At 38.3% G+C, this 17,498-nt stretch carries 15 protein-coding genes and 2 pseudogenes; 3 read left to right on the top strand and 14 right to left on the bottom strand.

The window, feature by feature from the left end:
* Positions 1-47: 47 nt before the first annotated feature.
* Positions 48-167, top strand: a pseudogene (locus tag FGQ66_RS15635) (DUF3788 family protein); the annotation flags it as partial.
* A gap of 22 nt (positions 168-189) precedes the next feature.
* Here the strand turns inward: FGQ66_RS15635 and FGQ66_RS02295 are convergent.
* Together FGQ66_RS02295 and FGQ66_RS02290 are read right to left on the bottom strand one after the other, a co-directional pair.
* On the bottom strand, positions 190-1,116 hold the full coding sequence (locus tag FGQ66_RS02295; protein ID WP_053109245.1) for a sensor histidine kinase: 927 nt from the start codon (positions 1,114-1,116) through the stop codon (positions 190-192).
* A complete protein-coding gene (locus FGQ66_RS02290) occupies positions 1,113-1,799 on the bottom strand; it encodes a response regulator transcription factor (RefSeq protein ID WP_138301571.1) in 687 nt (228 codons plus the stop codon). The genes FGQ66_RS02295 and FGQ66_RS02290 overlap by 4 nt, the downstream gene beginning before the upstream one ends.
* Before the next feature lie 645 nt (positions 1,800-2,444).
* On the opposite strand from FGQ66_RS02290, the pseudogene FGQ66_RS02285 reads away from it, so the two are divergent.
* Positions 2,445-2,894: pseudogene (locus FGQ66_RS02285) on the top strand (transposase family protein); the annotation flags it as partial.
* 338 nt (positions 2,895-3,232) lie between these two features.
* On the opposite strand, the gene FGQ66_RS02280 reads toward FGQ66_RS02285, so the two are convergent.
* From FGQ66_RS02280 to FGQ66_RS02225, 11 genes are all read right to left on the bottom strand, one after another.
* On the bottom strand, positions 3,233-3,496 hold the full coding sequence (locus FGQ66_RS02280) for a type B 50S ribosomal protein L31 (protein WP_005875735.1): 264 nt from the start codon (positions 3,494-3,496) through the stop codon (positions 3,233-3,235).
* A 98-nt stretch (positions 3,497-3,594) separates the two neighbouring features.
* Positions 3,595-4,890, bottom strand: coding sequence for a transcription termination factor Rho (gene rho / locus FGQ66_RS02275; protein ID WP_005875733.1), 1,296 nt, complete (start codon positions 4,888-4,890; stop codon positions 3,595-3,597).
* A complete protein-coding gene (gene murA / locus FGQ66_RS02270) occupies positions 4,887-6,158 on the bottom strand; it encodes a UDP-N-acetylglucosamine 1-carboxyvinyltransferase (RefSeq protein ID WP_005875731.1) in 1,272 nt (423 codons plus the stop codon). The genes rho and murA overlap by 4 nt, the downstream gene beginning before the upstream one ends.
* 368 nt (positions 6,159-6,526) lie before the next feature.
* On the bottom strand, positions 6,527-7,396 hold the full coding sequence (locus FGQ66_RS02265; RefSeq protein ID WP_005875729.1) for a class II fructose-bisphosphate aldolase: 870 nt from the start codon (positions 7,394-7,396) through the stop codon (positions 6,527-6,529).
* 548 nt (positions 7,397-7,944) lie between these two features.
* Entirely contained in the window at positions 7,945-9,555 is a 1,611-nt protein-coding gene (pyrG, locus tag FGQ66_RS02260; protein ID WP_081135294.1) for a CTP synthase, read from the bottom strand.
* A 326-nt stretch (positions 9,556-9,881) separates the two neighbouring features.
* Entirely contained in the window at positions 9,882-11,222 is a 1,341-nt protein-coding gene (gene glnA / locus FGQ66_RS02255) for a type I glutamate--ammonia ligase (protein WP_005875725.1), read from the bottom strand.
* A 31-nt stretch (positions 11,223-11,253) separates the two neighbouring features.
* The gene (locus tag FGQ66_RS02250; protein ID WP_005875723.1) at positions 11,254-11,646 is read right to left on the bottom strand and encodes a MerR family transcriptional regulator; all 393 of its coding nucleotides are present in this window, start codon (positions 11,644-11,646) and stop codon (positions 11,254-11,256) included.
* A gap of 184 nt (positions 11,647-11,830) precedes the next feature.
* A complete protein-coding gene (gene hflX, locus FGQ66_RS02245) occupies positions 11,831-13,066 on the bottom strand; it encodes a GTPase HflX (RefSeq protein WP_138301569.1) in 1,236 nt (411 codons plus the stop codon).
* Complete coding sequence (gene miaA / locus FGQ66_RS02240; RefSeq protein ID WP_081135303.1) at positions 13,067-13,984, bottom strand: tRNA (adenosine(37)-N6)-dimethylallyltransferase MiaA; 918 nt, start codon at positions 13,982-13,984, stop codon at positions 13,067-13,069.
* Between the two features lie 7 nt (positions 13,985-13,991).
* Positions 13,992-14,726: a glycerophosphodiester phosphodiesterase gene (locus tag FGQ66_RS02235; protein ID WP_005875717.1), complete on the bottom strand. Its 735-nt coding sequence runs from the start codon at positions 14,724-14,726 to the stop codon at positions 13,992-13,994.
* Between the two features lie 492 nt (positions 14,727-15,218).
* Positions 15,219-15,746 carry a PilN family protein gene (locus FGQ66_RS02225; RefSeq protein ID WP_005875715.1) on the bottom strand — a complete coding sequence of 176 codons (528 nt, stop codon included), beginning with the start codon at positions 15,744-15,746 and terminating at the stop codon, positions 15,219-15,221.
* 179 nt (positions 15,747-15,925) lie between these two features.
* Between FGQ66_RS02225 and clpP the strand changes: the two genes are divergently transcribed.
* A complete protein-coding gene (gene clpP, locus FGQ66_RS02220) occupies positions 15,926-16,519 on the top strand; it encodes an ATP-dependent Clp endopeptidase proteolytic subunit ClpP (RefSeq protein WP_005875713.1) in 594 nt (197 codons plus the stop codon).
* A 181-nt stretch (positions 16,520-16,700) separates the two neighbouring features.
* On the opposite strand, the gene FGQ66_RS02215 is transcribed toward clpP, so the two are convergent.
* Entirely contained in the window at positions 16,701-17,189 is a 489-nt protein-coding gene (locus tag FGQ66_RS02215) for a gamma carbonic anhydrase family protein (RefSeq protein WP_138301567.1), read from the bottom strand.
* Positions 17,190-17,498: the final 309 nt, after the last annotated feature.

Genomic DNA, 17,498 nt, shown 5'->3' with positions numbered 1-17,498 from the left:
TAATTTCCGAAAAACCTGACTGTTGGACGCCGTTTATTTGAGAGAGGCTGGGACAGAAGTGTTTAACTCCGAGAAATAAGAAGAAATGAACGAAAATTGCTTTTCAAATTTTTGTGAATTTCGGCTTATTTCCGAAGGAGTTGCTTCTGCTCCCGCCGTTTATTCGGGAGTCTGTGGCAAACCTGATTTTTAGTTTTGCACCACATTCTTTTTCGTATTTTCCACCTGTACTAAAGGCCAGGATAACATCACTTGAAAATCCTCTTTTTCTGCTGATAGTTCCAGATACCCTTGACTTAAAGTCACCAATTCTTGAACAATAAATAGACCTAATCCAGAAGAATCCTCGCTATCTGCTAAATTCTCAGAATAAAATCGAGTAGTCAAGCGAGCTAAGTTTATGATTGGCTGTTGCGTTTTGTTTCGCAAAATCAGCTGCATAAATTTCCCTTCACGATGCAAACGGATCGTCAGATCATCTTGCCCATGTTTCAATGTATTACTAAAAAGATTTTGCAAGATACGTTCTAATAATTCCAGATCATTTTCGATCCACAAATCTTCTTCAATCTCCAAAGTTACCTTGAATTGATACTGTGTGAGTGAATCATAATATGTGAGCAGTTGCTCCTTGAAAAATTGACTGAAATTAAGCGCTACCAAGTCTGGTTTTACATTATTTTCCAATAGATCTTGATATTCCAACAATACTTCCAAGCGATTGGCCACAGTTTTTAAGTTCTTTTCGATCTTATCTAGCGTTTGAGTAGCATCTGCTGCCAAGTTTGTGTGTTTTAATTGATAAAGATAGCCATTCGCTATAGTCAGAGGTGTACGAATGTCGTGGGTGATGTTATGGATGGCTAAATCTAATGTAGCTTTTTCCTGTTGACTTGTTATTTGCAGCATCTGCAATTCAGAAAAAAGATCATTGATTTCCTGAATCATCTGATTCAAAGCACGACTATACGTTTTTGTTGTTAATACAACATTGGAATGATTCTTCCGTTTTTCTTGTATTTCTTGTGCACTCTTTTTGATTCCCAGTACTTGTCGCACATATAAACTACCAACTAGCAGACATAAAAAAGTGATAAAAACTGTATAATAGATCATTCTGAAGCTCCTTTTAGTCGAACCCCTAGTCCCCAAATCGTTTCGATATACTCTTGACTCTCGTCTAGTTGCGCAATCTTTTTTCGTAAATTACTTAAATGTGTGTTCAACGTATTGTCACCGGTCAAATAAATTTCGTGCCAAACATTTTCATATAACTGTTCCTTCGTAAAAATTTGCTCAGGATGTTCCATCAACGTCTTTAAAATTGCAAATTCTTTTTTTCCTAGACGAATTTCTTGATGTCCCTTTTTCAAAGTAAAATCTCGACTATCTAAAATCAGCTCACGAAATTTCCAACTGGTGATCTCTTGTTGGTTTTGTCCTGATCCATTACGCAACTGCACTGTAACACGAGCGAGTACTTCATCTAAATCAAAAGGCTTCGTGATATAATCATTCGCTCCATCTAGTAATACTTGACTAACCTTTTTCTTATCACCTAAAGCAGTTAGCATAATAACAGGTACATCACTACTCTTTCTTATTTCTCGTAACACTTCTTCGCCATTTTTTCCTGGTAACATAATATCCAGTAGTACTAAATCAAAGGATTCTTTTTGAAAGTAAAGTACTGCTTCTGTACCAGAAAAAGCTGGCTGCACTTCATAATATGCTTGTAAATGCTGACACAGTATTTCATTGATTTCATCCGTGTCTTCTACAACTAAAATCTTTTCCACACTTTTCACCTCATCTTTCAAAAATAGTCCCCTTACTTTCAAAAACAATCGTCACATCTAGCTGGTTGTTTCCCCAGTCAAATTTCAAATGACGCTTCCTGAACTGCGCTCATCCTAACGTGTCCAGCTCACTCTTGACACTATTAAAACAAAGCCAGCCTACTGATTTCTCAGTAAAATGGGCTCGCTACTTAATCGTTATTGGCACGAAATCGTTGCATCGAACATGGGGATTGATTGGTTTTAACTTCTGAGCGATTCCTTACTTCCGTAATGGAAAATAGACGCTATCTTTTTTAGTTCGTCTATCAGCTTGTAATAAATTCAGAGACCCCAGTGCTCTCTTGTCTTTTTCATCATACCACTCACATAAAAGTTCGTATATGCTTTTTTACTAGAGGACTTAGCTTCCTGTATATAAAGCTGGGGCTATAGTAGGTGGTTTTCTTTACGAACTAAATTAGAGAATTAAAAACAAAAAAAATAAAAGAACAGAAAGAGTTTTTTGGGCTCTATAATTTGGTTCTATAATATTTGGTGTTGTTACTCTTAGGAGTAGGAACGCCAATTATTTTTTTTATAACAAAAAGACATCTGGTTGTCCTATAATTAAATCGCCAAACCTAATCATAGGAGGAAAACCAAATGTCCATTAATAAGAATATCAAAATTAAAGAAAAAAGCATAGACAAAATGATCAAACAACTACTAAATATTAAAGATTCGAATCTCCCTTTTTCTAAAGATGCCGTGAGTAAACAAAAGGTCAAAGGCCGGATGTGCACTGTTTTTACTGGCGTTTTAACCTATCATCCGCCTCGTTGTGAACATTGTGGGTTTGATTCTGTGATTAGTCACTCGTTTAAAGAAAGCTGGATTCAGCTGCTTCCTTATCAAGAAGTACCTTCTTACTTATGCCTTTTCAAACAACGATTCTATTGTAAAGAATGCCACCATACTTTTTCAGCGAAAACCTATTATGTAGCGGAAAATTGTTACATTTCTCAAGCATTGAAATTTGCGATTGCCGTTGATTTAAAAAAGAAACTATTCATGAAAGAGATTGCGCAACGGTACTTCGTCTCTTCAAAAACCTAGAAAAGGAATAATGACAGTACCTTTAGGCTTAATTCTAATTCGATTCTCAATTTTTCTCATTATCGTTTCAGCCATAAAAAACACCTCGTAAATAAATTATATATCAATCAAAACGAAATCGCTACAAATACTATGATATAGCCTTATAATCATATTTTAAAATAAACGTTCTCTTTATTATTTTTTTAATATTAATTATCGACATATGCATATACTTCACTACCGTAAACTTTCGCAATAAAACACAGACCAAAGTAGTATCACTATTATAGAACACAAAAAAACAGACCCCACCGTAGTGAAGTCTGCTAAACCTTGATTGCTCAATGTTTTTATTATTCCGCAGCGTTTGCGTCTTTGAGACCGTATTTTTTGTTGAAACGGTCCACACGTCCGTCTGCTTGTGTGAATTTTTGACGTCCAGTATAGAATGGATGTGAGTCAGAAGTTACTTCGACACGGATGACTGGGTATGTATTACCGTCTTCCCATTCAACTGTTTCTTGTGAAGATTTTGTTGATCCTGACAAGAATTTGAAACCAGTTGTTGAATCCATGAACACTACTGGATGGTAATCTGGATGGATGTTTTCTTTCATGCTTTTTTCGCTCCTTTGCCCTGACCCATTTGCTGAATCAGAGTTGATTTGTCGATATACAACAGTAACATCTTAACATGTTTCTTATAAGGTTGCAATTATCTTTTTAGATTTCTTGTTTGATTTTTTTTACTGAAAGATACATCTTGAAATTCTTTGAAGAATTGCTGATTATTCTTAGTTTTTCGTAAAAAACGAATCAATTGTTCTGTGTATTCTAAAGAATCACCTGTCATATTTTTTCGAAGTTTCCAGATTTCTTCTAGTTGTTCGCTTGGCATCAATAGTTCTTCTTTACGAGTACCAGATTTCTTGATGTCGATAGCTGGGAAGATCCGGCGTTCCGACAAGTCACGAGAAAGTTGCAATTCTAAGTTACCTGTTCCTTTGAATTCTTCATAGATGACATCGTCCATACGACTACCGGTATCTACTAATGCGGTTGCTAGAATCGTCAGGCTGCCACCTTCTTCGATGTTTCTAGCTGCGCCAAAGAATTTCTTTGGTTTGTATAAAGCTGCTGGATCGATCCCACCGCTTAGTGTACGGCCACTAGGAGGTACGACTAAATTGTAGGCACGAGCCAAACGTGTGATGCTATCCATCAAGATGACCACATCGCGCTTGTCTTCTACTAGACGCATCGCACGTTCTAAGACTAATTCAGAAACTCTTGTATGATTTTGTGGTTGCAAGTCAAATGTGGAAGAGACAACATCTCCTTTGACACTGCGTTCTAAATCCGTCACTTCTTCTGGTCGTTCATCGATCAATAGAACGATCAATTCGACTTCTGGATGGTTTTCTGTAATCCCATTAGCAATTTCTTTTAAGACGGATGTTTTTCCAGCTTTTGGAGGAGCTACGATCAGTCCACGTTGACCGAACCCTACTGGAGAAAATATATCGATCATTCTAGTAGAAAGGCGTTGTGGCGTTGTTTCTAATCGAAGTTGTTCTTGTGGATAAAGAGGTGTCAGCGCTGGAAAATGAGGCCGTTCTTTTGCTTCTTCCGGATCTTTTCCATTAACGCTTTCAACGTGCATCAATCCATAATAACGTTCAGATTCTTTTGGCGGACGTGCTTTACCAGCAACTTTATCCCCATTTCGCAAGCTGAATCGTCTGATCTGTGAGGCAGAGATATAGATATCTTCTACACTCGGTCCATAATTGATGGGACGCAAGAAGCCATACCCATCTTGACCGACGATATCTAATATCCCTTCCATGTAATAAAATCCTTGCTCTTCTGCTTGTGCACGAATGACTGCTAAGGATAACTCCTTTTTGTTCATCTTACTATAATAAGGAATTTTAAATTCTTTTGCGTAATTATATACTTCTTTCAGCGTCTTATTTTCGAGCTCTGCCATCGTTAAATAATCACTCATTCAGCTTCCACTTCCTCCACCATTTGAATTTCAGCACCTAATGCTGTCAATTTTTCAATTATATGATCATATCCCCGTAAAATATACTCTACGTTATAAATCGTTGTTGTTCCTTCAGCAAGTAAACCTGCAATGACTAAACATGCACCTGCTCGAAGGTCAGAAGCAACTACTTCAGCACCGTGCAATTTATTTGGTCCATTTGTGATGATCAAATTTCCTTCAACGGAGATATCAGCGCCCATCCGAGCTAATTCCGGTACATGATTTACTCGTTTTGCGTAAATGGTATCTGTGATTTCAGATGTCCCTTTTGTCATTAATAAGAGTGGCGTAAGTGGTTGTTGCAGATCCGTAGCAAACCCAGGATAAGGATAGGTCATGATGTTGGCTGCTTTCAAGTTTTTCGATGGAAAGACTTCGATCTCATCTTCACTGATCGTCATATTCACACCGATTTCCTGAAGTTTTGCAATAAAACTTTCTAAATGTTCATAGATGACGTTTTTGACTTTGATCCCGTTGCCGACCGCTGCTGCTAGGGCAAGATAGGTGCCTGCTTCGATCCGATCAGGAATCATAAAATGACGACACCCATGAAGTTGTTCCACTCCTTCGATCCGAATCACGTCGGTACCTGCACCGCGGACTTTTGCGCCCATATTATTCAGTAGAGTTGCGACATCGATGATTTCTGGTTCACGTGCAGCATTTTCGATCACTGTTTGACCTTTTGCTTTAACTGCTGCAAGCATCACGTTGATCGTAGCTCCGACTGATACAACATCCATAAAGATGCGATTGCCTTTTAATGACTGTTTATCTGTTCGTAAATACATCGCACCATGCTCATTACTAACTGAGGCACCTAAAGCTTCAAATCCTTTTACATGTAGATCGATTGGTCGAGGACCTAAATAGCAGCCACCAGGAAGACCTACGACTGCTTCCCCAAACTTTCCGAGCAATGTACCCATAAAATAGTAAGAAGCGCGTAAACTATTGATTTTCCCACTTGGCATGGGTACTGAAACGATTTCTCGGGGATCGATTTCTAAAACATTTTGTGAAAAATGGACTTTTGCGCCCATGATCTCTAAAATCTCGATTAACGAATGAACATCTTGAATATCAGGTACACCTTCTAGAATAACTGGAGAATCTGCTAAAATAGCTGCTGGAATCAACGCAACTGCGCTATTTTTTGCACCACTGATCGTTACTTCACCAGTAAGCGGGCGATTTCCATTGATTATGATTTTTTTCATTGATTTCCACCTTGTAATTGTTCAAATTTATTGCATATGCTTGTATTTTATCATAGATGAAAAAAAGAAACGAGTTTCGTTGATTTGATTTAATAAAAGTGTGTGAATTTATGAGTGTGGGACAAAAGTAAGAAACACTTTTGTCTCATTCTTTAAAACGAATAAACGGCGGGAGCAGAAGCAACTCCTTCTTAAATAAGCCGAAATCCACAAAAATTTGAAAAACAATTTTCGTTGATTTCTTTTTATTTCTCGGAGTTAAACACTTCTGTACCAGCCTCTCCTAGTTACTCATTTGATTCATTCTCCAAAACAAAAAACCGCAAAACGGGAAACCCCATTTTGCGGTATTCTTAATTTTTTTGAAATTAAGCTTTGTTAGCTGAACCGAACCAGTCGATATGAGCTTCTGCATCTTTGATGATTGCAGCTTTACCTGGTGCTAATAATTTACGAGGGTCAAATCCTTTACCTTCGCGGTCTTTACCAGCTTCGATATATTCACGAGTAGCAGCAGCAAATGATAATTGGAATTCAGTGTTAACATTTACTTTTGAGATACCCATTGAGATAGCTTTTTCGATTTGGTCTTGAGGAATACCTGATCCGCCATGTAATACTAAAGGCATATCTGGACCTACAGCATCAGCAATTGCTTGTAAATGATCAAATGCTAATCCTTTCCAGTTTTCAGGATATTGTCCGTGGATGTTACCGATACCGCATGCTAAGTAATCGATACCTGTAGCAACCATTTGTTTACATTCTTCGATATCTGCTAATTCGCCGTTACCGATGATTCCATCTTCTTCGCCGCCGATTGAACCAACTTCACATTCTACAGAGATTCCTTTTGCATGTGCTTTTTCAACAACGTCTTTAGCTAATTTCAAGTTTTCTTCAAATGGTAGATGAGAACCGTCGAACATAACTGAAGTATAGCCTAATTCGATACATTCTAAAGCAGCTTCGTAGTCACCGTGGTCTAAGTGGATTGCAACTGGAACAGTGATGTTCATTGTTTCAACTAAATCAGTGATCAAATCTTTACAGATTTTGTAACCACCCATGTATTTAGCTGCACCCATTGAAGTTTGGATAAGTACTGGTGCTTGTTTAGCTTCAGCTGCTTCAAGGATTGCTTGAGTCCATTCTAAGTTGTTTGTGTTGAATCCGCCGACAGCGTAACCGCCTTTACGAGCAGCTTTTAAAAATTCAGCTCCTGATACTACTGGCATAATAAATTCCTCCTAATTTTTGTAAAACTAAATTTGTTAAGACTATTCTTAACCAACGAACCTATTTTACCAAACATTTCGGTAGTTTTCTACTAAAATCACCGAAAATGAAAATTTTCAAGAAGTTTTTTGTAAAAAATAAGACTTCTACTCGTTATAAATGTGAAAAACTGGTTTATCCATCCACTCTTTTAAGGCAATCAATAACAAAATATAAAAAGGGCGGAACAGAAGTATTTTACTTCGATAAATAAACAAAAATTCACGAAATTTACTTTTTAAGATTTTTATGAATTTCGGCTTATTTGTGAAGAAGTTGCTTCTGATCCCACCGCTTGTTCATATGTAGAACGAATGTAGGACAAATCTAAAAAACAGTTTTGCTGCAGACTTTAATTTCGAATTGATGGTGTCCGAAAATCAGGTTTTTCGGAAATCAAAAGAAAACGAACAATACAAAAAACGTATTGTTCGTTTTGTTCTCCAATTTCTCAAACCTAAACGACTTTTGTCTTGACCTCGTTCATTACGCTTTCTAAAAAGCTTTTTTATTTTCCTTCACGTTCAGATAACGCAGCGCCAACAAATGCTTTGATCAGTTTTTGTGGACGGTTTGGACGAGAAATCAATTCTGGATGGAATTGGCAACCCACAAAGAATTTTTTATCTGTCAATTCTACGATTTCAACCAAACGATTGTCTGGTGATACCCCTGAGAATACCAAGCCGTTTTCTTCGAATAATTGACGATATTTATTGTTGAATTCATAACGATGACGGTGACGTTCTTGAACAACATCTTCTCCATCATAGGCTGTCGCTGTTGTCGTTCCTTTTTTGATCTTGCATGGGTAAAGGCCTAAACGTAGTGTTCCACCAAGGTTTTCGATATTTTCTTGGTCTGCCATCAAGTCGATGATGTTATTAGCTGTATCCGGATTTGTTTCAGCAGAGGCTGCATCTTCTAACCCAACTACATTACGAGCGAATTCCACACATGCCATTTGCATTCCTAAGCAGATACCTAAAAATGGCACATCATTTTCACGGGCATAGCGGATAGCTTCGATCTTACCTTCAAGACCGCGATCACCAAATCCGCCAGGAACTAGGATTCCATCAGCATCTTTCAAACGTTCCTCTACATTTTCTCTTGTTAGATCTTGTGATTTGATCCATTCCAATTCGATATCAGCATCAAACGCAAAACCAGAATGTTTCAATGCTTCCACTACAGAAATGTAGGCATCTGGAAGTTCAACGTATTTTCCTACTAACGCAATACGCACTTTTTTCTTCAGATTCAATACTTTTTCTTCTAATTCTTTCCATTCAGTCATATCTGCTTCTGGTGTGTCTAATTTCAAGTGTTCGCAAACGATACGATCCATGCCTTGTTTTTGTAAAAGCAATGGGATCGAATAAAGTGTATCTACATCTGGAGATTCAATGACTGCTTCTGGTTCGACATCACAAAATTGTGCCAATTTATTTTTCACGTTTTGTGAAACTGGTTGTTCTGTACGCACAACTAAGATATTTGGTTGGATACCTAGACCACGAAGTTCTTTTACACTGTGTTGTGTAGGTTTTGTCTTCATTTCACCGGCAGCTTTTAAGTAAGGAATAAGGGTTGTATGGACGTACATCACGTTGTCCGCACCGACATCTGCTTTCATTTGACGTAGTGCTTCTAAGAATGGTAGAGATTCGATATCGCCAACGGTCCCACCTACTTCAGTGATAATGACATCTGAATCCGTCATTTTTGCTGCGCGCATGATTTTTTCTTTGATCTCATTCGTGATATGTGGAATAACCTGTACTGTTGCTCCAAGGTATTCCCCTTTACGCTCTTTACGAAGTACTTCAGAATAAATTTTTCCTGTGGTAACATTGGAGTATTTGTTCAAATTGATATCGATAAAACGTTCGTAGTGACCCAAGTCCAAGTCAGTTTCTGCTCCATCATCTGTTACGAATACTTCCCCATGTTGATATGGGCTCATTGTCCCTGGGTCCACGTTGATGTATGGATCAAATTTCTGGATAGTTACCTTTAAGCCACGATTTTTCAACAAACGACCTAATGAAGCCGCAACGATTCCTTTACCAATCGATGAAACTACGCCGCCCGTTACAAAAATGTATTTTGTCATAAGTTCAAAAACTCCTTCTTGTTTTATCTGCAGGAAAAGTCTCAGAAAATAAACAAAGCTCCCTATTCTAACTAGAATAGGGAGCCAAAATTTCTGCAAACTTCTGACCCTTTAAAAGGGTGCCCAAGGTGTATAATACATTCAGAATTATTGAAAGTCAAGTACTCATTTCCATTCAATACGTTTTCATTTTGATTTTATTTTTTCTAACGATTGCTATGAGGCCACTTCTGCAAATCCACTTTTCAAGAGATGACCTCAAAAAACGAGTAAAATAGCAAAGAAAGAAGCGTCAGTTTTACCTTACGCTTCTTTCTTTCCTGTTTTTAGTACAATTCTAGATATTGTTCTCTTTCCCATTCTGAAACGGTTTGTCTGAATGCAGCCCATTCTAAACGTTTGGCTTCTACAAAGTTTGCGAAGATGTGTTGGCCTAATGCGTCGATCATTACTTCGTCTTTACGTAATTCTTTGATAGCATTGTGGATAGTTGATGGTAAATCTAAAATATGTGCTTCTGCACGTTCGTCTTCATCCATTACATAGATATTGCGGTCAACTGCAGCTGGAGGAGTGATTTCATTGCGGATACCATCTAAACCAGCTTGAAGTAAAACAGCCATTGCTAAGTAAGGATTAGCAGAAGGATCTACTGAACGCAATTCTAAACGAGTAGACAAGCCACGTGATTCTGGAACACGGACTAGTGGTGAACGGTTGCGTCCACTCCAAGCAACATATACAGGTGCTTCATAGCCAGGAACTAAACGTTTGTATGAGTTCACTGTTGGGTTACATACAGCTGTATATGCGCGAGCGTGTTTCAATAAGCCACCTAAGAAATGGTATGCTGTTTGGCTAAGCTCTAAATCGCCGTCTTTATCGTAGAAAGCATTGCCTTCTTCATTGAATAAAGACATGTTGCAGTGCATACCTGAACCATTGATACCGAATAGTGGCTTAGGCATAAAGGTTGCATGTAATCCGTGTTTGCGAGCGATTGTTTTTACGACTAATTTGAATGTTTGGATATTGTCACAGGCGTCTACAACATCAGCATATTTAAAGTCGATTTCATGTTGTCCAGGAGCAACTTCATGGTGAGAAGCTTCTACTTCAAATCCTAAGCTTTCTAGTTCCAATACGATATCACGACGGCAGTTTTCACCTAAATCTGTAGGAGCGAAATCGAAATAACCACCTTTATCGTTTAAAGTAGTTGTAATGTCCCCATCTTCGTCTAATTTGAATAAGAAGAATTCTGGTTCTGGTCCTAAGTTGAAAGAGGTAAATCCAAGGTTACGCATATCTTTTAGTGAACGTTTCAAGTTTCCACGTGGGTCCCCTGCAAATGGTGTGCCGTCTGGATTATAGATATCACAGATCAAACGAGCAACTTTTCCATGATCGCTTTCCCAAGGGAAGATCATCCAAGTTGAAAGATCAGGATACAAATACATATCACTTTCTTCGATACGTACAAATCCTTCAATAGAAGAACCATCAAACATCATTTTGTTTTCTATAACTTTGTCAATTTGGCTAACTGGTACTTCTACGTTTTTGATTGTTCCTAAAATATCAGTGAACATCAATCTTAAAAAGCGAACATTCTCCTCTTCGATGATTCGTTTAATTTCCTCGCCTGTTATCTGTTTCTTTACCATGATATCCCTCTTCCTTTTTTGTCTATTTCATTCAGTCAAAAAATTGTCTCTGCATTCCTTGTGACTGATAATGCCCTGTTTTGCTTAATCCGCCCTGCGCCAAGATCTCATCACGAAAAATTTGGCGAACGTCATGGTCAGTCAGTGGCTTCTTACTTTTTTCTTCCTGTTTTTTCGCTTGAGCCATTTCATACACTCGCTTGATCCCAGCCATATTCAGCCCATCAGAAAGATAATCTTTGATTTCTAACAATATATCAATGTCATTCAATGAATACATACGGCGATTTCCTTCGCTTCTTTCAGGATGAACAAAATCTTGTTCTTCGTAGTAGCGAATTTGTCGCGCGGATAAATCAGTTAATTTCATCACTGTACCAATTGGAAATACTGACATTGATCGGCGCAATTCCTTTTCTCCCATCAGACGTCCCCTTTCGTTTCATAAGTTGTGTAAAGTATACCAATCACTAAAAAGCTTGTCAACCGCATATGTTACATTTTCTAACATGGAACTTCGATTTTTTTATAAAAAAACACAGATATCTTTTTTTCGATATCTGTGTCCTTATTGATATAATAAATAGAAATAAATAAATAACTTTAATTTATTCCATTTTTAGCCATTTTGATGTTTTTTTAGCAAAACCTCTTACTTCGTAGCTATTTTGCGCTTCAATAAAGTGTTCACTCAATACAAGCGTTTGTCGACGTAACGCACTCAATTTCTGACCCTCGTCACTTGCAACAAGTAGTGTGTAAGGTTCTAGCAATTCCATCAGCTGGCGTTTGATCCCAGCAATCAATTGGTCCTTGCCTTCCACACTTTGAGCAGAGATCAATACATTCGGGAATAGTGTCGGCGTAAAGAGAGCGGGGTCGATCTGATCCGCTTTATTATATACCGTCAATACAGGCATTTCGTTCATTTTTAATTCTTCCATCAACTGTAATACAGTTTGTTCTTGTAACGTTCGATCTGGCGAACTTGCATCTACCACGTGTAACAATAGATCCATGTTTTGACTTTCTTCTAGTGTCGAATGAAAAGCATCGATCAGCTGCGTAGGCAAATCCTGAATGAATCCAACTGTATCTGTCACAGTGATTTCAAACCCTTCAGCGAACCGCCATTTTTTAGTTAATGGGTCCAGCGTCGCAAACAATTGGTCTTTAGAATACGTATCTGCTTGTGTGAGAAGATTTAATATCGTTGATTTCCCAGCATTTGTATAGCCGATCAAACCAATCTGAAAAACCTCACTCGTCTGACGTTTTTGTCTGCTCCTTTCCCGATGTGCTTCTACTGCCTTCAATTCACGCTTGACTCCTAGAATTTTGTTGCGGATGTGACGGCGATCTGTTTCCAGTTTTGTTTCCCCTGGTCCTCTTGTTCCAATTCCGCCCCCAAGTCTTGACATCGACTTTCCTTGACCAGCTAAACGTGGCAAAAGATATTCTAATTGTGCCAGCTCGACCTGCAGCTTCCCTTCTTTCGAGCGTGCCCGCATCGCAAAAATATCTAGGATCAATTGTACCCGATCAATGACAGGAAGACCGACTGCTTCACCTACTAATTGACTTTGTCTAGGAGTCATTTCATGATTGAAGATGATGAGGTCTGCTTCGTAAGTATCTGCTTGTTGGATCAATTCTTGCAACTTCCCTTTTCCAATGATCGTTTGCCGATCTACTTGTGGTCTTTTTTGTGTCAATGTGAATACCACTTTCCCAGAAGCTGTCATGGTCAGCTTACTTAACTCAGTCATTGATTCTTCAAAATAGCGTTGATTTTCTTCTGTTTCAACGCCCACGATGATGACTTTTTCCTGTCCATTTTCCATCTATTTTTCCTCCAGCCACTTTTTGATCACTCGCTCGATCTCTTCTTGTTGCTTTGGCTGTTCTAACAAGTCAAACCATTGCGCTTTTAGCCGATTACGAAACCAAGTCAATTGTCGTTTTGCGTAACGTCTTGAGTTCTGTTTGATTTGCTCAACAGCCTCTTCCAAGGTTATTTCTCCTTTAAAATAGGGGTACAATTCTTTGTAGCCGATCCCCTGGCTTGCCTGTATCTCACCCAAGCTGTAAACAAAGCGTGCTTCGTCAACCAACCCCGCTGCGATCATTTGGTCCACTCGCTGATCAATTCGTTGATACAGAAGTTTCCTGTCTGTATCTAGCCCGATCATACAATATTCATATAAGCATTGCGGTTTTTCTTTTGGTGTCATGATACTATAACCAGTTACTTCAAACACTTCTAAAGCACGGATGACTTTTCTTTGATTGTTCCAATGGATCTTTTCAGCTGCCAATGGATCTTTTTCTTTTAAATACTCCCATAACTGTTTTTTCCCGATTTTTCCAGCCAACTCTTCATATTTTTTTCGAACATCAGACACCACTTCTTCTTTTGCTCCCAGCTGGTAATCATAAAGCAACGATTGAATATAGAGTCCTGTCCCGCCAGCAATGATCGGTAGATGCCCTCTCTCAGTTATTTCAGTAATCAGCTGTCTACCAGCCTTTTGGAAGTCTGCTACAGAATAATTATCTGTTGGTTCGATCACATCGATCAAATGATGGGGAATCCCACTCATCTCTGAAGTACTGATTTTTGCAGTTCCAATATCAAGTTTTTTATAGATTTGCAGAGAGTCTCCACTAATGATCTCTCCATTGAATTTTTTTGCCAACTCCACACTAAGGGCGGTTTTCCCGACTGCTGTGGGTCCGACGATCACAAGTACTTTTTCCATCGTTATCCTACTTTTTCATTGATTGTTTTAGTCTTATTGCTCTTTCAGGAAAATCCGTGATGATTGCATCCATCGGCTGATTGAAACATTGGATCATTTGTGCTTCTTCATTGATCGTCCAACATCTGATTGCCTTAGGAAAGGCTTGGACTTCTTCCAGATTGGAAAAGTACCAATCAACTTTGGGATGGATTCCTTCTAAATAAGTTGTATTTTTGGCTAAGGTCACTTTTTTCTGCGAGCTACTTAATAATAGGTCCAGCTGTACATCGGTTTCTAAAAGAGATAACCGCTTTAAAGAATCTATATTGAAACTGCAATACGCATGTTGGAAAGGCCAAACACTATTGGTCAATAGCTTGGAGACTTTTTCTTCAATGCCTGCATATTCATATTTATCTGTTTTGATTTCGATCATCACTGTTCCACGATAGTTCTTTTGCAAGAGTAGATCCAACACTTCTTTTAACGTCGGAATCTTAGCTGCTGGAAACTTGTCATTGAACCACAGACCCGCATTCAACTTTTTGATTTCTTCTAGTGTCTTTTCTCGAACAAGTCCTTTGCCATTGGTTGTTCGATCCACCTCTTCGTCATGGATCACGACCAACTCGCCATCTTCTGTCAAATGGACATCCAACTCAATGCCATCTGCGTTTACCCGAACAGCTTCAGCAAATGCTGGCAATGTATTTTCTGGATGCGTCCCACTACTACCTCGATGGGCAAAAATCTGTACCATATCACTTCACTCCGATCCACTTTATTGTAACACAGGAAAAAGTAGTGACAACTGTGATTTATCCTATCCATATGTGAAGAAACACCAATTGATATAGTAACTATCAACTCACATCACGTGTAGCAAACCAAATAAAGCAAATGTGGAACAACTCTAAAAATCAGCTTTGCTACAGACTCTCGAATAAACGGTGCCAAAAGTCAGGTTCAAAAAAAAACGAACGTGGGACAAAAGTAAGAAACACTTTTGTCCCATTCTTTAAAAACGAATAAACGGTGGGAGCAGAAGCAACTCCTTCGGAAATAAGCCGAAATCCACAAAAATTTGAAAAGCAATTTCCGTGAATTTCTTCTTATTTCTCGGAGTTAAACACTTCTGTCCCAACCTCGTTTTTCTCTTCAATTTCTCAAACCTTAACGACTTTTGTCTCGGCCTCAGCTTTATCTCATTATTTGTTTCGCCACTTTCATGAGAATAGCATTCCACAGAGTACTAACTCCATACATCATCTTTTGAGAAAAAGCCGATTGGTTGTCTTGTGACATTCTTTAATTGTGCCTTTTTTTCAATGATCATTTCATTTAAGTTATCGGTGAAATTTTCCAAAATGACCCGTCCACCTTTATACGCATATCCTCCGATTTTCATTGTTTCATCTGGAGAAAGAATGACTTTTCGATGGGCGATATTTTTAAACAACTCGTCCAAGATATAGTTCGGTAGGTAAAAATTATTTTGAGCGGAGAAAGACTGTAAATAAGCAAAATCATCGATCGTGATATAGCAATCATCGAATGCATCAAAACTAACATATTCATCTAATAAGGTCGCTCTTTTTTGCAATATCTCATTGATTTTTTTATTTAATTGATTCAACGTTTCTATTTCTTTGACTTTCAACTCTAATTCACGTCGTCGTTGTTCTTTATTTTCAAGATGGCGCATTTGGACAGCCATTCCTATATATACGATGATGGCACCTAATAAGACGCCAATAAAGCCTACGATACCAACTACCAATTCGTATTCCTCCTTGTTTTGCATTTCAATTTTTATCATAACATAAATTCATATGATAGACCTATTTCGCCAAAGTTTTTTATTTGACCTTTATTGACCAAAAATGTATACTACATTCTAGGTATTAGAAATCAATTTATGTTACACTATTTCTAAAGAAATCAAGGAGGAACCTTATTATGAATTTAATCCCTACAGTTATCGAACAATCCTCTCGTGGCGAAAGAGCCTACGATATTTATTCTCGTCTATTAAAAGACCGGATCATCATGCTGAGTGGACAAGTAACAGATGATTTAGCAAATTCAATCATCGCTCAATTACTTTTCCTAGATGCGCAAGATTCTGAAAAAGACATCTATCTATACATCAACTCACCTGGTGGATCTGTTACAGCTGGTATGGCGATCTACGATACGATGAACTTCGTGAAAGCAGATGTCCAAACAATCGTTATGGGTATGGCTGCTTCTATGGGTAGCTTCTTACTTACAGCTGGGAAAAAAGGCAAACGTTTTGCTTTACCAAACGCTGAAATCATGATCCATCAACCTCTTGGCGGAGCACAAGGACAAGCAACAGAAATCGAGATTGCAGCGCGTCACATTTTACAAACTCGTGAACGCTTAAATAAAATCTTGGCTGAACGTACTGGTCAACCACTTGAAGTAATCGAAAAAGATACAGATCGTGACAACTACATGACTGCTGAACAAGCAAAAGCATACGGTTTGATCGATGAAGTAATGGAAAACAGTGCTTCTTTAAATTAATCGGAGAGTGCTGAATAAGTTCCGTGCCTAAAAAATTCGTACAACAAACGAGCCGAATAATGAAAACTATCTAGGTAGTTTTTCCGTTATTCGGCTCGTTTTGTTTATCCTATCCAGAAGAAAAACATTTTTTATCCGTTAGACAAGGCAGTCAAAAGTAGACTCCCAAAAAATCTTCATGCTATTGTATCTGATTGAACTCGCCTTTCAGGTATTTTTCTCCTAGATCGACATAATGCTGGATATTTTGCCTATTCTTTTCGATCTCTTCTTCCGTAAGCGGGCGTATCACTTTGGCTGGTCGGCCAAAAGCCAATACATTGGGTGGGATGACTTTTCCTTCCGTTACTAGCGATCCAGCGCCGATCAAGCTATTTTCTCCAATCACTGCATGATTCAAAATCGTGGAACCCATGCCGATCAGTGCCCCTTTTTCAATCGTACAGCCATGCAGCAAACATTGGTGCCCAATAGTCACATTTTCAGCGACTTCGACAGGTGCATCATGATCCACATGAATGATCGTGCCATCTTGAATATTAGTGTTTGACCCAATCTTGATCGTGTTACTGTCACCACGTACAACTGCTTGATACCAAACAGTTACTCCTTCCCCAAGTCCAACCTCACCGACAACAGTGGCGTTTGGGGCAATAAATCGTTCTTTCATCCATGCTCCCCCTTCTTTTGTTGTTCATTATAACAGAATCGTGATGACTGCAACAAAAAGAAGATGAGAAAAAGGAAAATTCACCTTTCACTCATCTTCTAAATCAAACAGTAGAAATAGTAGCCTCTTTGAAAAGAAATCGAGATTCTCAAAAATTTGTAAAGAGGTTGGGACAGAAGTGTTTAACTCCGAGAAATAAGAAGAAATTAACGAAAATTGCTTTTCAAATTTTTGTGAATTTCGGCTTATTTAAGAAGGAGTTGCTTCTGCTCCCACCGTTTATTCGTTTTTAAAGAGTGGGACAAAAGT

This window comes from Enterococcus sp. BSD2780061688st2 D3 (assembly GCF_005844145.1).
GTDB classification, from domain to species: domain Bacteria; phylum Bacillota; class Bacilli; order Lactobacillales; family Enterococcaceae; genus Enterococcus_B; species Enterococcus_B durans.
Note: the sequence above shows the minus strand (reverse complement) of the source record. Positions and strands in the feature narration are given on the sequence as shown.